The sequence below is a fragment of the Brevundimonas sp. genome (assembly GCF_047617075.1).
GTDB lineage: Bacteria > Pseudomonadota > Alphaproteobacteria > Caulobacterales > Caulobacteraceae > Brevundimonas.
Genome location: NZ_JBLGCI010000010.1, coordinates 62,963 through 87,307 on the forward strand (window position 1 = coordinate 62,963; position 24,345 = coordinate 87,307).

General features: G+C 67.7%; 26 protein-coding genes. 14 read left to right on the forward strand and 12 right to left on the reverse strand.

The features are described 5' to 3' along the window. Positions 1-2: 2 nt before the first annotated feature. The 3 genes from ACI8U3_RS11410 to ACI8U3_RS11420 all read right to left on the reverse strand — a co-directional run bounded on the left by ACI8U3_RS11410 (position 3) and on the right by ACI8U3_RS11420 (position 3,871). Positions 3-704: a TorF family putative porin gene (locus ACI8U3_RS11410; protein ID WP_415014998.1), complete on the reverse strand. Its 702-nt coding sequence runs from the start codon at positions 702-704 to the stop codon at positions 3-5. Between the two features lie 38 nt (positions 705-742). After that, the gene (locus tag ACI8U3_RS11415) at positions 743-1,669 is read right to left on the reverse strand and encodes an NAD(P)H-dependent flavin oxidoreductase (protein ID WP_415014999.1); all 927 of its coding nucleotides are present in this window, start codon (positions 1,667-1,669) and stop codon (positions 743-745) included. A gap of 159 nt (positions 1,670-1,828) precedes the next feature. Beyond that, positions 1,829-3,871, reverse strand: coding sequence for a transglycosylase SLT domain-containing protein (locus ACI8U3_RS11420; RefSeq protein ID WP_415015000.1), 2,043 nt, complete (start codon positions 3,869-3,871; stop codon positions 1,829-1,831). A gap of 111 nt (positions 3,872-3,982) precedes the next feature. Here ACI8U3_RS11420 and dapA point away from each other — a divergent pair, with 111 nt between their 5' ends. Together dapA and smpB are read left to right on the forward strand one after the other, a co-directional pair. Beyond that, the gene (gene dapA, locus ACI8U3_RS11425) at positions 3,983-4,870 is read left to right on the forward strand and encodes a 4-hydroxy-tetrahydrodipicolinate synthase (protein WP_415015001.1); all 888 of its coding nucleotides are present in this window, start codon (positions 3,983-3,985) and stop codon (positions 4,868-4,870) included. Then, complete coding sequence (gene smpB, locus ACI8U3_RS11430) at positions 4,870-5,334, forward strand: SsrA-binding protein SmpB (RefSeq protein ID WP_415015002.1); 465 nt, start codon at positions 4,870-4,872, stop codon at positions 5,332-5,334. Before dapA ends, smpB begins: the two co-directional genes overlap by 1 nt. An 8-nt stretch (positions 5,335-5,342) precedes the next feature. Here the strand turns inward: smpB and ACI8U3_RS11435 are convergent, their stop codons facing one another. The 4 genes from ACI8U3_RS11435 to ACI8U3_RS11450 form a co-directional block, all read right to left on the reverse strand. Next, the gene (locus ACI8U3_RS11435) at positions 5,343-5,534 is read right to left on the reverse strand and encodes a hypothetical protein (protein WP_415015003.1); all 192 of its coding nucleotides are present in this window, start codon (positions 5,532-5,534) and stop codon (positions 5,343-5,345) included. Positions 5,535-5,656: 122 nt separating this feature from the next. Beyond that, positions 5,657-6,598: a hypothetical protein gene (locus tag ACI8U3_RS11440; protein WP_415015004.1), complete on the reverse strand. Its 942-nt coding sequence runs from the start codon at positions 6,596-6,598 to the stop codon at positions 5,657-5,659. A gap of 59 nt (positions 6,599-6,657) precedes the next feature. Continuing rightward, positions 6,658-7,299, reverse strand: coding sequence for a uracil-DNA glycosylase (locus tag ACI8U3_RS11445; RefSeq protein WP_415015005.1), 642 nt, complete (start codon positions 7,297-7,299; stop codon positions 6,658-6,660). Continuing rightward, entirely contained in the window at positions 7,296-7,835 is a 540-nt protein-coding gene (locus ACI8U3_RS11450; RefSeq protein WP_415015006.1) for an NYN domain-containing protein, read from the reverse strand. The genes ACI8U3_RS11445 and ACI8U3_RS11450 overlap by 4 nt, the downstream gene beginning before the upstream one ends. Here ACI8U3_RS11450 and folK point away from each other — a divergent pair. The 10 genes from folK (at position 7,834) to era (ending at position 16,174) form a co-directional block, all read left to right on the forward strand. After that, the gene (gene folK / locus ACI8U3_RS11455; RefSeq protein ID WP_415015007.1) at positions 7,834-8,397 is read left to right on the forward strand and encodes a 2-amino-4-hydroxy-6-hydroxymethyldihydropteridine diphosphokinase; all 564 of its coding nucleotides are present in this window, start codon (positions 7,834-7,836) and stop codon (positions 8,395-8,397) included. The genes ACI8U3_RS11450 and folK overlap by 2 nt on opposite strands. Further along, complete coding sequence (locus tag ACI8U3_RS11460; RefSeq protein WP_415015008.1) at positions 8,394-8,771, forward strand: hypothetical protein; 378 nt, start codon at positions 8,394-8,396, stop codon at positions 8,769-8,771. The genes folK and ACI8U3_RS11460 overlap by 4 nt, the downstream gene beginning before the upstream one ends. A gap of 98 nt (positions 8,772-8,869) precedes the next feature. After that, the gene (gene rpoZ / locus ACI8U3_RS11465) at positions 8,870-9,229 is read left to right on the forward strand and encodes a DNA-directed RNA polymerase subunit omega (RefSeq protein WP_021698448.1); all 360 of its coding nucleotides are present in this window, start codon (positions 8,870-8,872) and stop codon (positions 9,227-9,229) included. 131 nt (positions 9,230-9,360) lie between these two features. Beyond that, complete coding sequence (locus ACI8U3_RS11470; RefSeq protein ID WP_415015009.1) at positions 9,361-11,517, forward strand: RelA/SpoT family protein; 2,157 nt, start codon at positions 9,361-9,363, stop codon at positions 11,515-11,517. 46 nt (positions 11,518-11,563) lie between these two features. Then, positions 11,564-12,151 (forward strand): orotate phosphoribosyltransferase, encoded by a 588-nt coding sequence (pyrE, locus tag ACI8U3_RS11475; protein ID WP_415015010.1) that lies wholly within the window; start codon positions 11,564-11,566, stop codon positions 12,149-12,151. A gap of 62 nt (positions 12,152-12,213) precedes the next feature. Further along, a complete protein-coding gene (locus ACI8U3_RS11480; RefSeq protein ID WP_415015011.1) occupies positions 12,214-12,969 on the forward strand; it encodes a pyridoxine 5'-phosphate synthase in 756 nt (251 codons plus the stop codon). Further along, on the forward strand, positions 12,966-13,391 hold the full coding sequence (gene acpS / locus ACI8U3_RS11485; protein ID WP_415015012.1) for a holo-ACP synthase: 426 nt from the start codon (positions 12,966-12,968) through the stop codon (positions 13,389-13,391). The genes ACI8U3_RS11480 and acpS overlap by 4 nt, the downstream gene beginning before the upstream one ends. Positions 13,392-13,630: 239 nt before the next feature. Further along, positions 13,631-14,515 (forward strand): signal peptidase I, encoded by an 885-nt coding sequence (gene lepB / locus ACI8U3_RS11490; protein WP_415015034.1) that lies wholly within the window; start codon positions 13,631-13,633, stop codon positions 14,513-14,515. 4 nt (positions 14,516-14,519) lie between these two features. Continuing rightward, positions 14,520-15,227: a ribonuclease III gene (gene rnc / locus ACI8U3_RS11495; RefSeq protein ID WP_415015013.1), complete on the forward strand. Its 708-nt coding sequence runs from the start codon at positions 14,520-14,522 to the stop codon at positions 15,225-15,227. Then, on the forward strand, positions 15,224-16,174 hold the full coding sequence (gene era / locus ACI8U3_RS11500; RefSeq protein ID WP_415015014.1) for a GTPase Era: 951 nt from the start codon (positions 15,224-15,226) through the stop codon (positions 16,172-16,174). Before rnc ends, era begins: the two co-directional genes overlap by 4 nt. 162 nt (positions 16,175-16,336) lie before the next feature. Here era and ACI8U3_RS11505 read toward each other — a convergent pair whose 3' ends face one another. After that, on the reverse strand, positions 16,337-18,061 hold the full coding sequence (locus tag ACI8U3_RS11505; RefSeq protein WP_415015015.1) for a cytochrome c biogenesis protein DipZ: 1,725 nt from the start codon (positions 18,059-18,061) through the stop codon (positions 16,337-16,339). 136 nt (positions 18,062-18,197) lie between these two features. Here ACI8U3_RS11505 and parC point away from each other — a divergent pair, with 136 nt between their 5' ends. After that, the gene (parC, locus tag ACI8U3_RS11510) at positions 18,198-20,396 is read left to right on the forward strand and encodes a DNA topoisomerase IV subunit A (RefSeq protein ID WP_415015016.1); all 2,199 of its coding nucleotides are present in this window, start codon (positions 18,198-18,200) and stop codon (positions 20,394-20,396) included. 46 nt (positions 20,397-20,442) lie between these two features. On the opposite strand, the gene ACI8U3_RS11515 is transcribed toward parC, so the two are convergent. Next, complete coding sequence (locus ACI8U3_RS11515; RefSeq protein ID WP_415015017.1) at positions 20,443-20,901, reverse strand: peptidylprolyl isomerase; 459 nt, start codon at positions 20,899-20,901, stop codon at positions 20,443-20,445. A gap of 68 nt (positions 20,902-20,969) precedes the next feature. Here ACI8U3_RS11515 and ACI8U3_RS11520 point away from each other — a divergent pair, with 68 nt between their 5' ends. Continuing rightward, positions 20,970-21,680 (forward strand): RlmE family RNA methyltransferase, encoded by a 711-nt coding sequence (locus tag ACI8U3_RS11520; protein WP_415015018.1) that lies wholly within the window; start codon positions 20,970-20,972, stop codon positions 21,678-21,680. Here the strand turns inward: ACI8U3_RS11520 and pth are convergent. The 3 genes from pth to ACI8U3_RS11535 form a co-directional block, all read right to left on the reverse strand. Continuing rightward, complete coding sequence (gene pth, locus ACI8U3_RS11525; protein ID WP_415015019.1) at positions 21,677-22,294, reverse strand: aminoacyl-tRNA hydrolase; 618 nt, start codon at positions 22,292-22,294, stop codon at positions 21,677-21,679. The genes ACI8U3_RS11520 and pth overlap by 4 nt on opposite strands. Before the next feature lie 84 nt (positions 22,295-22,378). Next, entirely contained in the window at positions 22,379-23,062 is a 684-nt protein-coding gene (locus tag ACI8U3_RS11530) for a 50S ribosomal protein L25/general stress protein Ctc (protein WP_415015020.1), read from the reverse strand. A gap of 151 nt (positions 23,063-23,213) precedes the next feature. After that, entirely contained in the window at positions 23,214-24,290 is a 1,077-nt protein-coding gene (locus ACI8U3_RS11535) for a hypothetical protein (RefSeq protein ID WP_415015021.1), read from the reverse strand. Positions 24,291-24,345 lie beyond the last annotated feature (55 nt).

Genomic DNA, 24,345 nt, shown 5'->3' on the forward strand with positions numbered 1-24,345 from the left:
GATCAGAACGCGAGTCTGATCTCGGCCACCACCGTGTCGTCGTACTTTTCGTCTGCGGGGATATCGACGTCGGTGTCGTAGTAGCGCACGTCCAGCTCCAGGTTCTGGGTCAGGGCGTAGGTCGCGCCGACGTTCCAGCCGGTATAGTCGACGCTGTTGCGCTGTTCCCGGCGGCCGATGGCGGCGGTGCCTTCGAGGCGGGGGGTGAAGTCCCAGCCCACGCGGGCCTCGACCCAACTGAAGCTCGCGGTCGAGCCGTTGGAGTCCGGCGAGTACTGATACTGCAGGCGCGCGCTGGCCGGGCCGATGGAGCGGGACATGTTGGCGGTGAACTCCCAGGCGCCGTTGTCCGTGCCGGGGACCGGGTCGATCAGCCACTTGTGGGCGGCGTTGATGTCGAAGTCGAAGCCGGCGAACTGGGGCGTCCAGCCCACCAGCAGCTTGGACTCCCAATCGGCGCCGTTGGAATCGACGCCTTCAACGGAGCCGGAGAAATAGATGTCTCCGGTGGGCGGGACGTAGTCCACGATGCCGTAGGCGTAGGCCTCGCCATTGGTTTTTGAAGCGTTCTTGGAGCGGTTGTCGGTGCCCGCGCCGATCTCGACGCCGAAGCCGTCAGGCAGGCTGAACCCGGTGTCCTGCGCCGACACGGCAGGAGCGGACAGGCCGACGATGGCGGCGGCCAGAAGGGCGGTGCGGAGCATGAGGCGACTCAGATTCTGTTGGCGATGTGACGCCGCCATTAACTCCGCTTTCTGACGAATTTATCACAAGCCGATACAAATTCATCATTCAGCCTACGGACAAGTTCGGCTGTGGTCGGAACGTCACGCACGCCGCCCGCGCCCTGACCGGCGGACCAGACCGTCTTCCAGGCCCGCGCCTCCTCGCCCATGTCCAGCTTGTGCTCGGGCAGGGACTTGGGATCGATGCCGTTGGCGACCAGAGACGGTGTCAGGAAGTTGGCGGGAATGCCCGAGACGGCCGGAGTGTAGGTGACGTCGGAGGCGCCGGAGTCCACGATCATCTGCTTGTACTCGGGCTGGGCCATGCTCTCGGTCGTGGCGATGAAACGGGTGCCCATATAGGCGAAGTCGGCGCCCATCATCAGGGCGGCGGCCACGTCCTGGCCCGTGGACAAACAGCCCGACAGAATGATGGTTCCGTCGAAGAAGGAGCGCACCTCGTTGACCAGGGCGAAGGGGTTGACCACCCCCGCGTGGCCGCCGGCCCCGTTGGCCACCAGAATCAGGCCGTCGACGCCCGCCTCCGCCGCCTTTCGCGCATGACGCACATTGGCGATGTCGTGGAACACCACGCCGCCATAGCCGTGCACCGCGTCCACCACGTCACGCACAGCGCCCAGGGAGGTGATAATCAGCGGCACCTGATGCTCCACCGACACCATCATGTCGGCCATAAGGCGGGGATTGGTGGGGTGGACGATGTGGTTGACGCCGAAGGGCGCGGCGTCGGGCTTCAGCCGTTCCTTGATCTCCACCAGCCAGTCCCGATAGCCTTCGGTGGTGCGCTGGTTCAGGGAGGGGAAGGTGCCGATCATGCCGGCGTTGCACGTCTCCACCACCAGGTCCGGGCCGGAGACCAGGAACATGGGCGCGGCGATGACGGGGAGGGTGAGGTTCTTGTCCAGCGAAGCGGGAATGGCCACGGGCGTCTCCTGGGTTTCGTTTCACTACGCATAGCGGCCTGTCGCCGCGTAAGGCAATGCGCGGTGACGGTGCAGGAGAACTGTACTCGCGCCAAGGCGCCCGTCGATGCGGGTTGATGGAAGGGCGCGAGCCACGCCCTTCCGACCGGACGCGGACCGCTACTGCGGTTGATAGGGCTGGGGGCCGGAGCGATAGCCGGTCCCGCGCGCCAGATCCTCGGACAGGCGCAGCTCGCCCGTGCCGCCGTTCAGGCGGGCGCGGTAGATCTGCACGTTCTCCATCACCCGCATCATGTAGTTGCGCGTCTCGGTGAAGGGGGTGCACTCGATGAAGTCCGGCGGCGAGGTCATGGCGCCGCGCGGGTCGCCGCAGCGCGCGACCCACTGGTCGGGACGGCCCGGCCCAGCGTTATAGCCGATGGCCGCCAGCAGCCACGAGCCGCCGAACCGGTCGGCCAGCTCCTGCAGGTGATAGCTGCCCAGCTGCATGTTGTAGTCGGCCTCCCACAGGCGCTCGGGGCTGTAGGGCAGGCCCATGCGGCGCGCCACGCCCGAGGCGGTGGAGGGCAGGAACTGCATCATGCCGCGCGCCCCGGCGTGGGACTCGATGCGGGGGGTGAAGCTGCTTTCCTGACGGGTGATGCCCAGGGTGAACTCGATGGGCGCGGCGCCCGGCACGGCGGTGGGGATCTGAACCGGATACTGGCGCTCGGGCATCAGATAGCCGCGCTGGCTGGCTGCCCGGCCGATCATCATGGAGGTGAACCACTCGCCATAGCCGCGCGACATGTCGATCAGCTGGGCCAGCTCCATGGGCCCCTCGACCACGTCGTCGGCGTGATAGACGAAGGTGTTGTACAGGCCGATCTCGTTGGCATCAGCGACGATACGCGCCGCGCGCACCAGCTCCAGCCCCTCGAACCGCGCGCGGTCGGCGTCGGTGGGCTCCGGGTCGCCCGGCAGGGTGATGGTGGTCTGGCCCGCCTTCTCGGCGGCCAGCTGGCCGTAGAAGCTCTGGATGTGCTGAGCGCCCTGCTCATACCAGCCCTGGGCGCCCTGCGCATCGCCGGCGGCCTCGGCTGCGCGGCCCAGCCAGTACAGGGCGCGGCCCTGGGTGATGGGGGTCGACGACATCTGGCGCAGCGCCTCGAAGTGGCGTGCTGCGGTGGCCGGATCGTTCAGCTTGGTCAGGGCGACCCAGCCGGCGAAGAACTCGGCGTCCACCGCCCGCTCGCCGCTCTCGAAGCCGTGGCCGGCCATGGAATGATAGGAGGCCTGCCAGTTGCGCATCTGCAGGGCGTCGAGGAAGTAGTTGCGGCGCTCGCTCCACAAGGTCGACTGGCCGCTGGAATGGGTCGGCGCCGGCGGCAGGTACTGCAGCAGGGCGAAGGCCTCGGACTGGCGGTTCTGGGAGCGCAGGATTCGCACCCGCTCCAGCACCACGCCCGGATCGATCGCTTGCTGCATAGTCAGGCCCGCCACGATGGTGTCGGGCGCGTAGGCGCCGCGAAGGGCCATGTGAGCATTGGCGACGGCGCGGCGCTCCGGCGAGGCCAGAGTCACCATCTGGTTCGTGGCCGGACCGTGCGGCCCGAGCAGTAGCATGGACAGGCGCGCGTCATGGTCGTCCTGGGTCAGATAGCGGCCGAAGCGGTCCAGCATGCGCTGCTGCTCAGGCGCCTCGAACGACTGGTCGCGCCACCAGGTGCGGATCAGGGTGCGGGCTTCCTCGGCGCGGCCGTTCTGTTCCAGCGCGCCGGCCATAGCCAACGCGCCCTGGGCGGTCGTGGGCTGGGTCTGGCCGAAGAAGGACATCACCACGTCGGCCGGCATGGCTGCGCGTTCCAGCGCGACCTCGGCGTGGGCGCGGCGGCTTTCATAGCGGGGCCAGTCGGCCATGCTGACGTTGGCGGCGGCCAGGGCGGCGTAGCTGAGCTGATCGCCCGCCGTGTCGATCAGGGCCCACTCGACCAGCTTGCGGGCGACCGGGTCGCTGATGCGGGCGGCGGCGTCCTGGGCGCGGACCACGTCCTGGGCCCGGGCGGCGGACAGCCCCTCACGGAACAGGGCCATGTCTTCGGCGCTGATGGAGGCGGCGCCCTGATAGGTCCGCGTCTGCGAACCCTGGCCAGCGACCTGCTCGTAGGGCACCGGTTGCGTCATGCTGGAGGCGAGCATAACGGCGATCAGCTGTGCGAACATGATAAGTCCTGGTCCAATCATCAGTGTTGCGGTCGCCGCCTTGGCGACCTATTCCCGTTGTCCTTCAAGGCGCTCGTCGCCCCGTTTTCACGCCCTGGACTGCTATCCGACATGACTGCTCCCCTGTTCAAGGGCGTCATCACCGCCCTGATCACACCTCTTCGTGACGGAAAGGTGGACGAAGCCGCCTTCACCGCCCTGGTGGAGCGTCAGATCGCCGCCGGCGTGCATGGCCTGGTGCCCATGGGCACCACGGGCGAGAGCGCGACCCTGCATCCCGAAGAGCATCACAGGGTGGTTGAACTGTGCGTGAACGTCGCCGCCGGGCGTGTGCGCGTCATCGCCGGCGCCGGCGCCTCGGCCACGGACAAGGCCATCGACCTGGCCCGGCACGCCAAGGCGGTGGGCGCGGACGGCGCCCTGGTCGTCACGCCCTATTACAATCGTCCCAGCCAGGAAGGCCTGTTCCAGCATTTCCACGCCGTGGCCGAGGCGGTGCAGTTGCCGGTTCTGCTCTATAACGTGCCGGGTCGCACCGGCGTGAATCTGGCCAACGAGACGGTGGAGCGGCTGGCGGGTCATCCCAACATCGTCGGGATCAAGGACGCCACCGGCGACATGGGCCGGATCAGCCGCATGCGCGCGGCCCCGGCCATGGACGGTTTCGCCCTGATTTCCGGGGACGACCCCAGCTGGCTCGGCTACATGGCGCACGGCGGTCACGGGGTGATCTCGGTTACGTCGAATGTGGCGCCCGAGGGCATGGTGGCCCTGTATGACGCGGTCATGAGCGGCGATCTGGAAAGCGCGCGCCTGTGGCAGGATCGTCTGATCGCCCTGCACCGCGCCCTGTTCCTGGATTCCTCGCCGGCGCCGACGAAGTACGCCCTGGCGCGGCTGGGCCTGTGCGGCGAGGACCTGCGTCTGCCGCTGGTCCCGTGCAATGACGCGGTGAAGCCGGCCATCGACGAGGCCATGCGCACGGCGGGCCTGATCTGATGGCGGAGAGCAAGGCCAAAACCATCGCTGAGAACCGGCGCGCGCGCTTCGACTATTTTCTCGAAGACAACATGGAGGCGGGCATCGCCCTGCTGGGGACCGAGATCAAGGCTTTGCGCGACGGACGGGCCAATATCGCGGAGTCTTATGCGGCGGTGGAGGGGCGAGAAATCGTCCTCGTGAACGCCGACATTCCGCCCTACAAACAGGCCAACCGCTTCAACCACGAGCCGCGCCGTCACCGGAAGCTGCTGCTGCACAGGAAGCAGATCGACAAGCTGATCGGCGCCGTCCAGCGTGAGGGCCGCACCATTATTCCCGTGCGGCTGTATCTGAACGAGCGCGGCATGGCCAAGCTGGAGATCGCCTTGGCCAAGGGCAAGAAGATCCACGACAAGCGCGAAGCGGTCGCCGAGCGCGACTGGCAGCGGGACAAGGCCCGCCTGCTGCGCGACAAGGGCTGACAGCCGGCTCAGGCCGCGCCGATGGGGCGGGCGTCCATCACGCCTGCGGGGGCGTCGAAGCCGCCGCTGGTCTCATAGGCGCCCAGATGCGGGCGGGGGTTCAGCAAGGTCATCGCCGCAACCACCACGACGGCCACAGCCAATGCGGTCAGGGCGACGCGCTTTTCCTTGCGGGTGAAAGTTCTCTGTTTGCTGGTCATATCCGTTGCTCCCTCAGCGGGACTTCAACGGAGAACGCCTGATTCGTGTTCCAGGCGATGCCTCTTGTTCCTGACGATCGCCTGGGGGCGTTGCCGAACAAACACAGCGAGGAGGGTGCGGTCTATTCGGGCGCGGCGTCCTGATCCTCTGAAATCAGAGTGCGGTGCGCGCGCATGATCGAGCTGGTGATCTCCCGGGCGTTGGTGGCCAGGTGCCTGTTCGTGCGCTGGGCGCTGTAGAGCCCCTCGAGATAGGCGAGATCCCATTGGGTCAGTCCGGGCGTCTGCTCCGGATCCTCGAACAGGTTCAGCACCGATCGATAGGCGCTGGTGTCCGCGTCGGGATCGATCTGGGCCAGGGCGACCATGGCGATGTAGTCCGCCAGCTGTGTCAGGGAGACGTCCTGGATGCGATCGACATCTACGATAATGAAGGCGCGCTTGGTGTCGTTGACGATCTGGGTGCTGAGGTTCGAGACATTGCGCACCCGGATTTGCGGCGCGTACTGCATGACGCTGAGCGGACCGACGCCGTTTCCGCTGACGTGGCCGAAGGTGCGCACCGCGATCCGGCCGGTGTCATCATCCACCGGCGCGCTGACCACCCACCACCGCACCGGACGTTCGGTGGTGCGAAACCGCTCGAACGCAGCGCGTCCCCGATCCATTCCCGAACCGCCCACGCGGAACAGGCGCGGTCGCATGTCGATGAACTCCTCGGTGAAGGCGTTCGCATCCGTGGCGGCCACGATGACGATGGAGGGATGGCAGCCCGGCTGGCCCGCTCTCAGGCCCATGTCCTCGGCGACGGTGGAGACGCGATCGGCGATGTATTGGGCATGTTCGGCGCGCAGATTGACGACGCCCACGCAGACCCCGTCGCGCCATCGCGCCAGACCCCGTCCGGCGGAGGGCGCCGCCACCTCGCGAACGAAATCCTCGGTCAGATCCTCGAGCCGCCGTCCCTCAATGACCACTTCCGAAAGGTCGACCGGCGGCTGGTTGAGCGTTTCAACCGGAGCCGACTGGGAAAGCGCGAGGGAGGCTAGAAGTGCGGCGATCATAGCGGACTCCATGAGCTTGCCGAATGATCGTGCATCAGCCCCGGTGTTCTGTCCACGATTCAGTCGGTGAGGACGGCTCGCGCGCGCCTGAAGATGTCCTCGAACATGGCCGGGGTCAGGCGTCCCGTGTTCGTGTTGAGGCGCGAGCAATGGTAGCTGTTGATCAGGCGATAAGGGCCGAGGTCGGCCTCAACGCCGTGACCCGCCGGCGCCGCAGAGGCCGGGAGGCCGAGGGTCTTCAGCACATTTCGCCGCGACACGTCGCCGAGGGTGACGATGACCTGGAGCCGGGGCAGGGCGGCCAGCCGGTCGATCAGGAACGGGCGGCAGGTCTTTTCCTCGATCGGCAAGGGCTTGTTGCCCGGCGGGGCGCAACGCACGGCGTTTGTGATCATGCAGTCGACCAGTTGCAGGCCGTCGTCGGGCCGAGCGTCATATTCCCCGCGCGCGAACCCGGTCTTGAGCAGGGTGTCGTACAGCAGCCAGCCCGCGTGATCGCCGGTGAATGGCCGCCCCGTGCGGTTGGCGCCTGTGCGGCCGGGCGCCAGGCCGACCACCAGCAGGCGCGCCTCGGGGTCGCCGAAGGACGGCGCGGCGCCGTTGAACCAGTCAGGATGCGCGGCCTCGTTCTCGGCCCGGTATTCGACCAGGCGGGGACACAGGGGGCATTTTGCGGGCGGTTCGGGTGTCAGAGCCTTCATGCCTCGCGGCTCGGCCTTCCGAAGACGTCCATCAGATCGGACAGGTCCACGAACTGGTCCGCCGCGCGGCGCAATTCGTCGGCGGCCTGGGGCGGCTGGCTCTTGAGGGTGGACACGACGCTGACCCGCACGCCCTTGTCCTGTACGGCCTCCACCAGACGGCGGAAATCGCCGTCGCCGGAGAACAACACCGCATGATCGATGGTCGGCGCCAGGGTCAGCATGTCCACGGCGATCTCCACGTCCATGTTGCCCTTGGTGCGGGTGTGGCCGGACGAGTCCGTGTAGCGCTTGACCGGCTTGGTCACCATGGTGAAGCCGTTGTAGTCCAGCCAGTCCACCAGCGGCCGGATCGGCGAATATTCTTCGCCCTCGACAATCGCCGTGTAATAATAGGCGCGGACCAGCACGCCATTTGACCGGAAGAACTCGATCAGCTTTTTGAAGTCCATGTCCACGTTGAGGGACTTGGCAGTCGAGTACAGATTGGCGCCGTCGATGAACAGCGCGATGCGATCCGTCGGATAGAAATGCATGACTGAAAATCCGCAAAATATGGAGCCGTCCGTCAACCCGGACATCCGCATCGACGGCGACGATTCAGTGGTGATCGCACTGGGCTCGAATGACAAGGGGGTTTGGCCATCGTGCGTCGAACTGCTGGAGGCCGCGATCGCCCGTTTCCGCGCAGAAGGCGTCGATGTGCTGGCGCTGTCCTCGTGGTGGCGCTCGGCCGCCTGGCCTGATCCGTCGGACCCGCCCTTCGTCAACGGGGTCGCCGTCGTCGCCACCGCCCATGACCCCCACGCCCTGATGGCGACGCTGGGGCGGGTGGAGGAAGTGTTCGGACGCGAGCGCGGTCGGATCAACGCGCCGCGCACCCTGGATCTGGACCTGATTGCCTATGGCCGTCTCAACGGCGATCTGGACGGCCTGATCCTGCCGCACCCCCGCGCGGCCGAACGCCTGTTCGTGATGGGGCCGCTTGCGGAAATTGCGCCTGAGTGGCGGCACCCGACGGCGGCCAGGACGGCGAAGACGCTCGCCGAAGGCTGCAAGGTCGGCACGGACGCCAGACCCATGGGAGCCGTGACGTGATCGGTTCGATCCTTGGGCTGGCCTCGTTGCTCGTACTTTTTCAGGAACCCGGCTCGACCCCGCCGACGGGGCATCAAACATGGGACGTTGCGGACCAGAGCGTCCGCTTCACATCGGCGAGCCGTTTGTCAGCCGTATCGCTGCCCGGAAGCCTGACGGGCGTTTTCACGGTCACCCTGGATTGCCGGATCGATGAACGGGGAAGGCTGGTCGACTGCGATACCGCCGAGCAGGACCCGCCAGAACCCGATCTGCGACGCTATGCGGTGCGGAGTATTCGAAATATTCGGGTGGATTTCCATCAGGAAGGCCCAGCCCCTGATGATCGGCTGCTCATTTCTGTGCGGCTGCATGGGTATCTGGTCGTACGCTAGCGCCAGAACGGACGTCCCGCATCGCTTGTTTGGCGTTGCACAATCACGCCGAACCCTCTATTTTCCCCTGTTCTCCCCAAGCCCCTCCGAGGATATTCATGGCCCGCGTCACCGTCGAAGACTGCATCGAGAAGGTTCCGAACCGCTTTGGACTGGTCCTGCTGGCCGGTCACCGCGCGCGCGGCATCTCGAACGGCGCCGCCCTGACCATCGACCGCGACAACGACAAGAACCCCGTCGTGGCCCTTCGCGAGCTGGCCGACGACACCGTGGTTCCTGATGATCTGCAGGAAAACCTCATCACCACGCTGCAACGCGTGGATGAGCGCACCGAAGCCGAGGACGAGGCCGAGACCGTGGCCCTGCTGGCTGAACCCCAGCACATGAACATGGCCGAGCAGGAGCTGATCCGCGCCCTGCAGAGCGACCGTGACGGCGGCCAGGAGGATCGCTACTGACGCCCGCGCCAGCCGACGGAGTCCTTATTTCCCCGGCGCGGCCACAGGCGTCCACGCCGGTTCCTGATGCTGTAACTTCTGAACGGGCCGTGGCGGGCGAGACGAAACCCGCCGCGGCCCGTTCGCGTGTCATGCGCCAGTTCGAACTGGTGGATGCGGTCAAGGCCTATGACCCCACCGCCGACGAGGGTCTGCTGAACCGGGCCTATGTCTATGCGATGAAGATGCACGGCTCGCAGTTGCGGGCCTCGGGCGATCCTTATTTCGCCCATCCGATCCAGGTGGCGGGCATTCTGACCGACTATCGCCTGGACACGGCCACCATCGTCACCGCTCTTCTGCATGATGTGGTGGAAGACACCTCAGCCACTCGCGACGACATCGCCGCCATGTTCGGCGAAGAGGTGGCCGTTCTGGTGGAGGGCGTCACCAAGCTGTCGCGACTGGAGCTTCAGGCCGAGCACACGCGCCAGGCCGAGAACCTGCGCAAATTCATCCTGGCCATCTCCAAGGACGTGCGGGTGCTGCTGGTCAAGCTGGCCGACCGTCTGCACAACATGCGCACCCTGGAGTTCGTGAAGCCCGAGAAGCGCGAGCGTATCAGCCGTGAGACGCTTGAGGTCTATGCCCCGCTGGGCCGGTCCATCGGCATCCACCGCATCGCATCCGAGCTCGAGGAACTGGCTTTCGAACACCTGAACCCCACGGCCCGCACCGCCATCGAGCGGCGGCTGGAGGCGCTCAGGCTCGAACACGGCCAGGCGGTGCAGAAGGTGGCCCGCGAGGTTCAGACCGTGCTGGAGGAGGCGGGCATCAAGGCCCGCGTGTTCGGCCGCGAGAAGACGCCGTATTCCATCTGGCGCAAGCTGCAGCGCAAGGCGCTGGGCTTTTCGGCCCTCTCAGACATCTACGGTTTCCGGGTGATCGTTCAGGCGGAAGACGACTGCTACCGCGCCCTGGGCGTCATCCACCGGGCCTGGCCCATGGTGCCCGAGCGGTTCAAGGATCTGATCTCCACGCCCAAGGCCAACAACTATCGCAGCCTTCACACCACTGTGGTCGGTCCGTCGGGCCTGCGTATCGAGATGCAGATCCGCACCGAGGCCATGGACCGGGTGGCGGAAGAGGGCGTGGCCGCCCACTGGCGCTACAAGAACAAGTCCTACGGCTTCGACCGCGAAGCCATGGAGGAGGGCGGCGGTCGCGACCCCCTGCTGACCCTGCGCCATCTGGTGCAGGTGATCGAGCACGGCGAGGGCGGCGAGGACTGGGTCGAGCACGCCAAGCTGGAGATGTACCTGGATCAGGTCTTCGTGTTCACGCCCAAGGGATCGTTGATCACCCTGCCGCGCGGCGCCATGGCGCTGGATTTCGCCTACGCCGTCCACACCGAGGTGGGGGACAGCGCCGTGGGCGTGAAGATCAACGGCGAGCTCAAGCCCATGCGCACGCCGCTGCAGAACGGCGACGTGGTGGAGATCATCCGCGGCGCCAAGCCCGATATTCCGTCCGACTGGCGCTCCCTGACCGTCACCGGTCGCGCCCGCTCGGCCATCCGTCGCCACATCCGCCTGTCTGAGCGGGAAGAGTTCCAGAAGCTGGGCCGCGCGACGCTGGAGCAGGCCCTGGCCCGCGTGGACAAGGCGCTGCGGGACATCACCGTGAAGCCGGCGCTGGAAACCCTGGCTATCGAGACCGAGGACGATCTGTTCGAACAGATCGGGCGGGGACAGGTGAAGGCGGCCCGCGTGGTCGGCGTCCTGTTCCCCAAGCTGAAGGACGCCGGGCCGGACCCTGTCGAGAAAAAACGCATCGAAAGCGGGTCGGACGCTCGCCTCTACGTGCGCGGCGGCGGCCTGCGCCCCGGGGTCAGCATCCATTTCGGCGCCTGCTGCTCGCCGGTGCCGGGCGACCGCATCGTCGGCATCATCGAGCCGGACAAGGGGCTGACGGTCCACACCATCGACTGCAACACCCTGGCGGAGTTCGCCGACGACGATACGGTCTGGACCGACCTGCAGTGGACGCCCCAGGCGGAGCAGGATGCGGTGGCCTCCACCCGTCTGGTCGCCACCATGCGCAACGCGCCGGGCGTGCTGGGTCAGGTGGCCACCGTCATCGGGGAGGCCGGGGGCAACATCCTGAACCTGAACATGACACACCGTCAGCAGGACTTCTTCGACATGGAGATTGACGTGGAAGTGGCCGACGCACGCCACGCCACCCAGATCATCGCCGCCCTGCGCGCCAACCCCAGCGTCGACACGGTGGAGCGGGCGCGGGGCTGAGCGCGGCTCTTGCCGAACCGGCGCGGGCGGCTTAGGTCCGCTATCCATGACCTCCGACGACGTCCTTGAAGAATTCCGAGCCGCCGGCGCCCTGCGCGAAGGCCATTTCGTGTTGTCATCCGGCCTGCACAGCCCGGTGTTCCTGCAAAAGAACCTGGTGTTCATGAACGCCGACCGCTGCGCCCGCCTGTGCAAGGCGCTGGCGGAGAAGGTGACGGCCGCCGTGGGCCCGGTGGACGTGGCCATCTCGCCCGCCGTGGGCGGCATCATCCCCGGTTATGAAACCGCGCGGCATCTGGGCGTGCCGTCCATGTATGTGGAGCGCGAGGGCGGCGAGTTCCGCCTGCGCCGGGGCTTTTCGGTGGAGCCGGGCGAAAAGGTCGTGATGGTCGAGGATATCGTCACCACCGGCCTGTCGTCCCGCGAATGCATCGCCGCCATCCAGAAGGCGGGGGGCGAGGTGGTCGCCGCCGCCTGTATCGTGGATCGCTCGGGCGGCCGCGCCGACGTGGGCGTGCCCCTGATCGCCCTGGCCACCCTGGACGTGCCCGCCTATCCCGCCGACGCCCTGCCGCCCGAGCTGGCCGCGCTGCCGGTCGAGGATCCGGGCAGCCGCCGTCTGGCGAAAGCTTGAAAGAGTCCGCGCGCGCGCCGGACTGAAGAGACATGGCCCGCATCGGGCGAGGAGAATGAGGGATGGCCGAGCGGGTCCGCCTGGGCGTCAACATCGACCATGTGGCCACTGTGCGGAATGCACGGGGCGGCGTCCATCCGGACCCCGTGCGCGCGGCGCGTGAGGCGCTGGAGGCGGGGGCGGACGGCATCACCGCCCACCTGCGCGAGGATCGCCGCCATATCTCGGACAGCGATATCGACAGCCTGACCGAGTTGCTGCGGGAGCAGGCGCGGCCGCTCAATCTGGAAATGGCGGTGACCCAGGAGATGCTGGCCATCGCCCTGCACCATCGCCCGCGCGCCGTCTGTCTGGTGCCCGAAAAGCGCGAGGAGCGCACCACCGAGGGCGGGCTGGACGTGGTGGGCGGCCACAACTGGATCACGCCCTTCGTGGCCCAGCTGAATGACGCCGGCTCGCGAGTGTCCCTGTTCATCGGGCCCGACCCTGACCAGATCGCCGCCGCCCATCGCACGGGCGCCGCAGTGGTCGAGTTGCACACCGGCGCCTATTGCGACGCCTTCCGCGAGGGCCGTGTGGAGGAGGCCGACGCTGAGCTGGCCGCCCTGCGGGCGGGGGCGGCTCAGGCTGCGGCGCTGGGGTTGGAGGTCCACGCCGGTCACGGCATCGACTACGATACCGTCACGCCCATCGCGGCCATTCCCGAGGTGGTGGAGCTGAACATCGGCCATTTCCTGATCGGGGAGGCCATTTTCGAGGGTCTGGCGCCCGCCATCGCGCGGATGCGGAACCTGATGGACGAGGCGCGAGGCCTGTGATCATCGGCGTGGGCGCGGACCTGTGCGACATCCGCCGCATCGAGGCGTCGCTGGAGCGGTTCGGCGACCGCTTCAAGCGACGCTGCTTCACCGAGCTGGAGCGCACCCGTTCGGACCGCAAGCCCGATGCGTCCTGGAGCTACGCCAAGCGGTTCGCGGCCAAGGAGGCCTGCGCCAAGGCGCTGGGCACCGGCATGCGGCGCGACGTCTACTGGCGCGACATGGGGGTGGTGAATCTGCCCTCGGGCCAGCCGACCCTGGCCCTGACCGGCCATGCGGCGGACCATCTGGCGCGCCTGACGCCGCCGGGTCACGAACCGCGAATCCATCTGACGCTGTCTGATGAACACCCCTACGCCCTGGCGTTCGTGGTGATCGAAGCCTTGCCCGCAACCCCGTCAACCATTACCGAAGGCGCCTGAACGACCGCGTCAAGCGGCGGGGATGGGCGTGAAATCCGATGACAGACAAAGAAAAGCCGGACCGGGACGAAGACGCCGCCATCGCGCCTGATGCGCCCGACGTCGAACAGCCCGCGACCGACGAGGCTGAAACCGCCGCCGCGCCGGAGCTGGCCGAAACACAGCCGCCCGCCGAGCCCACGGCCGATGAGCACGTCCCTGCCGACGATCCCGCCGCGCCGGAAACCACCGATCAGGCCATGATGGCCGCGGCCGCCGCCGGCGCGACCACCGTCTCCGCCGTTTCGGGGACCAGCCAGACCCCGCCGCGCCCCATCTGGAGCGACAAGGGCGACGCGCCCTTCGACGACGAACCCGTGGATCGTCCCGCGCGCTCTCAGGGAAAGCCCGTGAAAACCAAGAAGCCCCAGAACGAGACGGTCGAGATCATCAAGACCATCGTCTACGCCCTGGCCATCGCCCTGGTGCTGCGGGTGCTGCTGTTCCAGCCCTTCACCATTCCGTCCGCGTCCATGGAGCCGAACCTCTACGAGGGCGACTACATCGTCGTGTCCAAGTGGAACTATGGTTACAGCCGCCACTCCCTGCCGTGGAGCCCGCCGCTGTTCGAGGGCCGCATCTTCGGCTCCCAGCCGGATCGCGGCGACGTGGTGGTGTTCAAGCTGCCCCAGGACAACCGCACCGACTACATCAAGCGGGTCATCGGCCTGCCCGGCGACCGCATCCAGATGATCGGCGGACAGCTGCACATCAACGGCCAGGCGCTGGAGAACGTCCCCGCCGGATCGCTGCGTATCGACGGCCCCTTTGGCCCCATGGACGCGGCCCAGGTGGATGAGACCCTGCCCGAGGGCCGCACCTTCCGCATCCAGGACTTCGGCCGCGGCTTCGATCTTGACGACACCCAGGTGTTCGAGGTGCCCGAGGGCTACTACTTCATGATGGGCGACAACCGCGACAACTCCATCGACAGCCGCGCTGACGTGGGGCTGGTGCCGGAGGAGAATCTGGTCGGCAAGGCCCAGATCGTCCTGTTCTCGTGGGAGCCCGGCGCCTCGCTGTGGAATCCGGTGAGCTGGTTCGCCAATCTGCGGCCCAGCCGTTTCTTCAACGGACTGAACTGATCCCATGAACGCCCGAACCGAGGCGGTCGCAGAGCTTCAGCGCCGCCTCGGCCACGATTTTTCCGACCGCGCCCTGCTGGACCGCGCCCTGACCCACGCCAGCGTGGGGGAGGGGGGCATGCCCCACGGCAAGCCCGTGCCGGACAATCAGCGCATGGAGTTCCTGGGCGACCGGGTGCTGGGCCTGCTGGTGGCCGACCGCCTGTGCCGCGACTTTCCCGAGGCCGACGAGGGCCAGCTGTCGTCGCGCCTGCACAGTCTGGTGGACAAGGCCGCCTGCGCCCGCGTTGGCCACCGGCTGAATCTGGGCGCGGCCCTGCGGCTGTCGCCCGGCGAGACCAAGACCGGCGGGCGGCGCAAGGACGGCATCGTGGCCGACGCCATGGAGGCGGTTCTGGCCGCCGTGTGGCTGGACGGCGGCATGGACGCCGCTCGCGCGGTGTTCGAGCGCGCCTGGGCCGATGAGCTGGCGGCCCCCGCCGCGCCCCGCCTGGCCAACCCCAAATCCGCGCTTCAGGAATGGTCGCAGGCGCAAGGACGGCCCCTGCCGTCCTATGAAGTCGTCAAGCGCACCGGCTCCGACCACGCCCCCACATTCACCGTGCAGGTGTCGATCGAGGGCCTCGAACCCTTGACCGCGCAGGGGCGTTCACGTCAGGAGGCGGAGAAGGCGGCCGCTGTCGCCCTGTTGAACCGAGAAGGCGTCATTTGACCGAGACTGCACCCACCCCCCGCGCGGGCTTCGCCGCCATCATCGGCGCGCCCAACGCCGGCAAGTCCACGCTGGTGAACCGGCTGACGGGGTCGAAGGTCTCCATCGTCACCCAGAAGGTGCAGACCACGCGCTTCCCCGTCCGGGGCATCGCCATCGACGGGGCCAGCCAGATCGTGCTGGTGGACACCCCCGGCATCTTCAAGCCGCGCCGCCGTCTGGACCGGGCTATGGTCGCCTCGGCCTGGGGCGGGGCCCAGGACGCCGACGCCGTGGTGCATCTGGTGGACGTGGCCGCCGAGATCGCCGTGGCCGCCCGCGAAGGCTCCGCCGCCGACCACCGCCAGATCGAGGACACGCGCGCCATCGCCGAGAACCTCAAGGCCACCGGCGCCACGGCCATCCTGGCCCTGAACAAGATCGACGGCGTGCGCCGTGACGCCATGCTGGGCGTGTCGCAGGAGCTGTTTGAACTGGGCGTCTATTCCGAGGTGTTCATGATCTCGGCCGCGGACGGCTCGGGCGTGGACGATCTGAAAGCCCGTCTGGCGGCCCTGATGCCGGAAGGCGTGTGGCTGTATCCCGAGGAGCAGAGCGCCGACGTGCCCCTGCGCGTGCTGGCCGCCGAGATCACCCGCGAGAAGCTTTACCTGCGCGTGCACGAGGAACTGCCCTATTCGGCCGCCGTGGAGACCACCGCCTTCGAGGAGAAGCCGGACGGCTCGGCGCGCATCGAACAGACCGTCTATGTGGAGCGCGACAGCCAGCGGCCCATCATTCTGGGCAAGGGCGGCCAGACCCTGAAATGGATCGGCCAGAAGGCGCGTGAGGAGCTGACCGAACTGATGGACCGTCCGGTCCACCTGTTCATCACGGTCAAGGTCGATCCGAAGTGGCAGGACTCAAAGGCTCTGTACGCCCAGTTCGGGCTGGATTTCGACGTCTAGAGCCTGGCCTGGGACAATCTTCAGCCGCTCACCCCAGCGAAGGCTGGGGTCCAGATGGCGGGCTCGGTCGACTCCGGCGAAGGCGCGCCCTTCATCCATCTGTCCGCTCTTTGTGATCTGGACCCCAGCCTTCGCTGGGGTGAGCGGTAGGAGCGTGAAGATTTAGCCGAAGGTGAAGGCGAAGACGCGGGCGCCGGGGTCGAGGAACTCGATCTCGAATGTCCGCTCGCGGGCGCGGTCATGCCGGATCAGCTGATACAGCGTATCTTCGGTGATCTGACCATAGCCCTCGGCGTCGATATCCACGCCCGCCGCGCGGCCGGGCGCCTCGCCGTCCAGGGTGACGCGGAAACGAACGGGGCGGCCGTCGTCGCCCGGCGCCATGACCAGATGCAGGTCTCGCGCCCGGAACCGCATGGTCAGGCGCCCGCCGGCGTCCTGAAGCGCAGCGTGCTCGCGCGTCACGGTCCAGCGACCGTTCAGCACCCAGTCGTTCAGGGCCGGTTCTCCGCCTTCATAGGTCTTCGCCTGATCCCGCAGGAAGCCGCCCGGCGAGGCGAAATTCTCGGCCCGGCCATAGCCCACATAGGTCTCGCGCGTGTCCACGTTGCGCAGGTCGCCCGCCGCCTCGACGCCCTCGGCGCGCACGTCCACCAGTTGGCCCGACACCATCTGACCGGCCTCGCGCAGCAGCTGTTGGATGACCCGTTCGGAGTGCTCGTAGCCGCCCTCGCCGAAGTGGGTGTAGCGAATGTTACCCTCGGCATCGATGAAGTAGTGGGCGGGCCAGTAGCGGTTCTGGAAGGCGCGCCAGATGCTGTAGTCGTTGTCCATGGCCACGGGATAGTCGATGCCCATGCGCTCGATGGCCGCCCGCACATTGCCCTCGGACTTCTCGAAGGCGAACTCGGGCGTGTGCACGCCGATCACCACCAGCCCGTCATCCCGGTATTGCTCCGCCCACGCCCGCACATATGGGACGGTCCGCACGCAGTTGATGCAGGAATAGGTCCAGAAATCGATCAGCACGACCTTGCCGCGCAGGTCCTCGGCGGTCAGCGGCTCGCCGTTCAGCCACTGGGTCGCGCCGTCCAGCGAAGGCATGGGGCCGATGATGGGCAGGGCGTCCAGCGGCGCCCGCTCCGCGTTCAGCGGGCCGCGCCCGCCCATCTCCAGCAGGCCCTGCTCGATGCGGCTGGTGGAGCCCGCCGACAGCCGGGTCAGCAGGCCGGTGTCCAGCCCCGCCGCGATCAGCACCACGCCGACCAGCACCGCCGCGCCCAGACCCCGGCGCACCCACTCCGTGGCGCCCAGCGAGCCCTTCATGGCCTTGAACACCCGGCCGCCAGCCAGCAAGGCCAGGGCCAGCGAGGTGGCGGCGCCGGCGGCGTAGGCCAGCAGCAGCAGGGTGGTGCCCACGCTGGCGCCTTGCAGAGCCGCGCCGGTCAGGACCAGCCCCAGGATCGGCCCCGCGCACGGCGCCCACAGCAGGCCCGTAGCCACGCCCAGCAGCACCGAGGCGCCGATGCGGCCGCCCTGTCCGCCGCCTTCAGCGCCCGCCGCCTCGCTCAGTCGCCCGCCCAGCGCCACCAGCGGCCGGGTCAGCCGGTCAGCCAGCGCGGGGATCAGCAGGGTCAGACCCAGCACCGCCATCACCGCCAGGGCGACCCAACGCCCGATTTCGTTGGCCTGCACCGCCCATCCGCCGCCCAGCGCCGCCAGCGTCGCCACGCCCGCGAAGGTCACGGCCATGCCCGCCAGCAGCGGCAGGCCGCCGGTCAGAAACGGCTGCTGCGCCCGCGCGAACACGAACGGCAGCACCGGCAGGATGCAGGGGCTGAGAATGGTCAGCACGCCGGCGAAATAGGACAGGATCAGCAGCAGCATGCGGGCCTCGGGAGTTGCGCCATGGTTCAGCTACGGGGCGCGGCGCGGCGCGGATGTTCGACTTATACCCGGCTTCCTGAAGGCGACCGCCGACTTCGGCTAGACTCCGGGCTCCACATCCCTGATTCGACGGCCCATGACTGTTCACACTCCGCCGCCCGAGGGCGGCCGCATCGTCGACGAGCCCATGGGCGAGGCGCTCAGCCGCCGCTACCTGGCCTATGCCCTGTCGACCATCACCAACCGGGCGCTGCCGGACGTGCGCGACGGGTTCAAGCCGGTGCACCGGCGCATCCTGTACGCCATGCACCAGATGCGCCTGAACCCCCAGGCCGCGGCGCGGAAGTGCGCCAAGGTGGTGGGCGAGGTGATGGGCGGCTATCACCCCCACGGCGACGCCTCGATCTATGAGGCGCTGGTGCGCCTGGCCCAGGACTTCGCCCAGCGCTATCCGCTGGTGGACGGGCAGGGCAATTTCGGCAACATCGACGGCGATAGCGCCGCGGCCATGCGCTACACCGAGTGCAAGCTGACGGCGGCGGCCCAGCTGCTGCTGGAGGGCATCGGCGAGAACGCGGTCGATTTCCGCCCCACCTATGACGATCAGGACGAGGAGCCCATCGTCCTGCCCGCCGGGTTCCCGAACCTGCTGGCCAACGGCTCGTCGGGCATCGCCGTGGGCATGGCCACCTCGATCCCGCCCCACAACGCCGCCGAGCTGATCGACGCCTGCCTCAAGCTGCTGGAAGCGCCGGAGACCACCACCGAAGAGCTGGTGGCCATCGTGCCCGGCCCCGACTTCCCCACTGGCGGCGTGGCGGTGGAGTCCGCCGCCTCGATCCTCGACGCCTATGAGACGGGGCGGGGCGGGGTGCGCCTGCGCGCGCGCTGGGAGACCGAGGATCTGGGCCGGGGCATGTGGCGGGTGGTCGTCACCGAGATGCCCTATCAGGTGCAGAAGTCAAAGCTGATCGAGGCCCTGGCCGACCTGATCGAAAACAAGAAGGCCCCCCTACTGGCGGACGTGCGCGACGAGTCCGCCGAGGACATCCGCCTGATCCTGGAGCCGAAATCGCGCACGGTGGAGCCCGAGGTGCTGATGGAGAGCCTGTTCAAGCTCTCCGACCTGGAAGTCCGCTTCCCCATCAACATGAACGTGCTGGACGCCACGGGCACGCCCGGGGTCATGGGGCTCAAGGCCTGTCTGGTCGCCTTCCTCGATCACCGCCGCGAAGTGCTGATCCGCCGTGGCCAATGGCGGCAGGAACGCATTGAAAAACGGCTGCATCTGCTGGAAGGCCTCAAGATCGTCTTCCTCAATCTGGACGAGGTCATCCGCATCGTCCGCGAGGAGGACCAGCCCAAGGCCCGGCTGATCGAACGCTTCGCCCTGAGCGAGCTGCAGGCCGACTTCATCCTCGACACTCGCCTGCGTCAGCTGGCGCGGCTGGAGGAAATGACCATCCAGAAGGAGTTCGACGAACTCACCGAGGAACTGGCGGGTCTGAAGGCCATGATCGCCTCTCCGGCGAAACAGACCAAGCTGCTGGCGCTGGGCCTGCAGGACGTGCGCAAGGCCCTGATCTCGCCGCGCCGCACCACCATGGGCGATGCGCCCGACGTCAGTGACGTCTCCATCGACGCCTTCATCTCCCGCGAGGCCATCACCGTCATCCTGTCCGAGCGCGGCTGGATCCGCGCCGCCCGGGGCAAGGTGGACGATCCCTCCGAGCTGAAGTTCAAGGAGGGCGACGACCTGGCCTTCCTCGTACCCGCCTTCACCACCGACAAGCTGCTGGTGGCGGCGTCGGACGGCCGCATCTTCACCCTCGGCGCCGACAAGCTGCCGTCCGGGCGCGGGCACGGCGAGCCGCTACGCCTGATGATCGATCTGGACGAAAGCGCGGGCATCGTGAACGTGCTGGCGCACCAGCCGGGCGCGAAGCTGCTGGTGGCGTCAAAGGCGGGCTATGGCTTCGTCACACCCGAGGACGACGCCCTGGCCCAGAAGCGCGGCGGCAAGCAGGTGCTGAACGGCGACATGGCCGCCTGTTTGCGCATCGCGGGCGACCACGTGGCGGTCATCGGCGACAACATCAAGGCCCTCGTCTTCCCGTTGGAGGAACTGCCGGAGATGGCGCGCGGCAAGGGCGTGAAGCTGCAGACCTACAAGCAGGGCGGCCTGGCCGACATCACCGTGTTCGACGCCGGGGAAGGCCCCGAATGGCGCGACGGCGGCGACCGCCGCCGCAACTGGCCCGACTGGCGCGACTGGCTGGGCAAGCGCGCCGCCGCAGGGCGACAGGGGCCCCGGGGGCTGAGGAAGTTCCGCTAAAGGAGCGAGGAGAGGCGGCCTGAACCGCCTCTCCTGATGCGGGATCCTAGGCCACCGTCGCCTTGACGATCTTGCCCGGAGCGCGGGGCGGCTCGCCCTTGGGCAGGGCGTCCACGTGGTCCATGCCCTCGATGACCTGGCCCCAGACGGTGTACTGGCCGTCCAGGAAGGTGGCGTCGTCGAAGCAGATGAAGAACTGGCTGTTGGCGCTGTCCGGGTTCGCCGTGCGGGCCATGGAGCAGACGCCGCGCACGTGGGGCTCCTTGCTGAACTCGGCCTTCAGGTTGGGCTTGGACGAGCCGGAGGTGCCGGTGCCCGTGGGGTCGCCGCCCTGGGCCATGAAGCCGGGGATGACGCGGTGGAAGACCACGCCGTCATAGAAGCCCTCGGAGGTCAGTTCGGTGATGCGCTCCACATGGCCGGGGGCCAGGTCGGGGCGCAGCTTGATCACCACGTCGCCCGTGCCGGCGCCGGTGTCGAGGGTGAAGGTCAGGGTGTCGGCCATTCGGGCTCTCCGTGTCTAAACTTGCGGGGGTCATAGCGGTTGAAGCGCGTGAGGGCTATGGAGCGTTCATGAGCCAGGATGAAAAACCGCCCGAACGCCGCCGCATGGTGCGCCCGCCCACCGGCGGGACCGCCGCCGGACGCGGCATGGGCCAGAAGATCCGCACGGCGGACAAGAAGTCGCTGTCCAGCCAGGAATGGATCAAGCGTCAGCTGGCGGACAAGTTCTCGGAGAAGGCCCGGGCCGAGGGCTGGCGCAGCCGTGCGGCGTTCAAGCTGACCGAGATCGATGACCGGCTGCATCTGATCAAGACCGGGTCGCGGGTCATCGACCTGGGCGCGGCGCCCGGCGGCTGGGTGCAGGTGGCGCTGAAGCGGGGCGCGACGGCGGTGGCGGGTGTGGACCTGCTGCCCATCGAGCCGATTCCCGGCGCGGAACTGATCGAGGCGGATTTCACCGATCCCGGCGTGGGCGAGCGGCTGATCGAACTGCTGGGCGGGCCGCCGGACCTGGTGCTGTCGGATATGGCCCACAACACCGTGGGGCACCGCAAGACCGACCACATGAAGATCGTGCTGCTGATCGAGGCGGCGGCCGACTTCGCCATCACCTATCTGCAGCCGGGCGGGTCGTTCGTGACCAAGGCCTTCCAGGGGGCGGATCTGGGCGATCTGATGAACCGGCTGCGGGCGGAATTCGAGACGGTGAAGTTCATCAAGCCCGAGGCCAGCCGCAAGGGCTCGTCCGAGGTGTTCATGGCGGCGCTGAACAAGCGTTAGGCGTCGCGCGCCGCCTGACGGGGGCTGAACTTGGGGGCGGGGGCCAGACGCATGACCTCGCCCTGATAGCGCTCGTCGTCGCCCATGGCGGCGAAGGGCAGGGCGTCGGCGACGGCGTTCAGCAGCGCCTCGAGCCACGGCTGCTCCGCCTTGTGGAAGTCGCCCAGCACATGGGGCATGACCAGATGCTTCTCGCCGGGATGGCCGATGCCCAGACGGGCGCGGCGGAAATCCGGGCCTAGATGGCTGATCAGCGAGCGCACGCCGTTCTGGCCCGCCGCGCCGCCGCCGGTCTTCATGCGGAAACGGCCCGGCGCCAGGTCGATCTCGTCGTGGAAGACGATCACGTCCCCGGGCGGGACCTTGTAGAAGCGCGCCGCCTCGCCCACGGCGCGGCCGCTTTCGTTCATATAGGTCTGGGGTTTCATCAGCAGGGCGCGCACCTCGCCCTTTGGTGTCTCGATCACGCCCTCTGAGATCACGGACTGGAACTTGGCCCGCTCGGGCCCGAACCGCCAGCGGCGCGCGATGGCGTCGGCGGCCATGAAGCCGATGTTGTGGCGGTTGTTCCGGTACTTGTCGCCCGGATTGCCCAGGCCGGCGAGAATCAGCATGGCTTCACTCTACCCCACATAAGGAAACGGCCCCCTCCGTCGCCGGAAGGGGCCGCCTCAAGTTTCCAACCCGGAAGGCGGGGATCAGTCTTCCGACTTCTCTTCCGTTTCGCCGGCGTCGTCGCCCTGGGCGGTCGCCGGAACCTCGGCGGCCTCTTCCTCGGCGGCGGCGTCAGCAGCCTCGTCGGCGGCTTCCGACTGGGCGGCGGAGGAGACCTTGATCGAGGCGATCATGAAGTCACGATCGGTGATGGTGGCGTGGGCGCCTTCGGGCAGGGTGATGTCCGACATGCGGATCGAATCGCCCAGCTCGCGGCCGGCCAGGTCCACGACCAGCTCTTCGGGGATGCGATCGGCGCGGACGACGATCTCGACTTCGTGGCGCACGATCTCCAGCGAGCCGCCCTGACGGAAGGCGGCGCACTCGTCCTGGTTCTTGAAGTGAACCGGGATCGAGATCTTCACGTCGCCCTTGGCGTCAACGCGCATCAGGTCGAAGTGCATGGGGCGGTCCGACACGGGGTCGAACTGTACGTCCTTGGCGATGACCGGCTGGGTTTCCTTGCCGTACTTCAGCGTCACCAGGTGGCCCAGCAGCTTGCCGGTGTAGAGCGACTTGCGGAAGTCCTTCTCGTTGACCGAGATGGCCACCGGCTTCTCGCCGCCGCCATACAGCACGCCGGGCACGAAGCCTTCGCGACGGGCAGAGCGGGCGCTGCCGGTTCCAACGTCCTTGCGGACATCCACGTTCAGAATGATCTCAGCCATCAGGCTCGCCTCAATAACAAAACCGCCGCGCAAAACGGCCCGCGCGGCGGGGGTCGAAACCCTCGAATTCAAGAGCGCGGGTCATTACACGCTTCGCCCCGCCAGCGCAACAGGCCTGGCCATGAAAGGCCGGACGAAGCGCCGACCGGCCCTAGTTGGGAGAAGCGACCCCGTCCTCGATCGCCTCGGTGGATGTGGCCGCAGCATCCGCCGCCACCGGCGTGGACTGGGCCAAGCTGGTGGGCAGAACGATGGGCTCGGGCGTGATCGCTTCCGCGGTGCAGGTGGCGAGGTCGCCGATAACATGTCGTCCGGCGCAGAAGATGTGCTCGTAATGCGGGCGGGCGGCGGCGACGCACTGGTACAGGTTCAACTTGGACATGCTGAGGCAGAACTGGCTGTTGCGCTCCAGCGTCAGGGCCTCCGTATGGGCGCGCCATTCCTCGCCGCCCGCGCCGAGCGCCGCCAGCGCTGCGATGGCCAGTGAGTTAGCCACGGCGGGGGTGTAGGGCGGTTGCAGCGCTTCTGCGGTCAAGCCCAGGCTGTTTCCATCATGGGCCGCAGCCAGAAGGCGCGTCGCGTCCTCGACGCTGGGCGTCATCTGCGCCTCGGACAGGCGACGGACGGTCTGGATGCGCAGATCCCGATCCGGCACGGCCTGCTGTGACCAACCGCGACGGGGATCGTTGCGCTCCTGAATCGTATAGGCGTCTTCGGCCACGATATGAGCGAGCGCGGCCAGGGCCTCGGAGTCTTCACGCAGCGTGGCCACCACCAGCCCGGCGGCGTCAGCCGCGCCCGGCAACTGGGCGGCGTAGGCGGGGTCCGTCTGGATGCGCTCGATCACCTGCCGGCGCTGATCCGGATCGACGGCGTAGGTGCGAACGCCCTCTACGAAAGCGGTCGATTGCAGCGCCAGGATCGCGCCGTAAGCCACCATGCCGCGCGAAAGCTGGTTTGATTCGTAGGCCGCGCCGCGGTTGATGATCGCTTCGATATTGGCGGCGTTGGTTATGGCCGGATCGATCGTGCGCACGTCGCGCATGAAGGCCACATAGATGGAGGCCGTCTCTGAAATCCCGCTGTTCAGCGCCAGGGCAGGCGGCGGCGGCGGGGGGGGAGGCGGCGGAGGCGGCTCAGGCTCAGGGGTCTCGCAACTGGCGAGCACCAGGGCGGAGAAGGCGGCGGCCAGGCTGAGGCCACGACGAGGAAAGGCCAGCTGCATCATGCGATCCCTAAACACTGGACGCGTGACGCCCCCCAGGAACGGCGTCCGAATACCA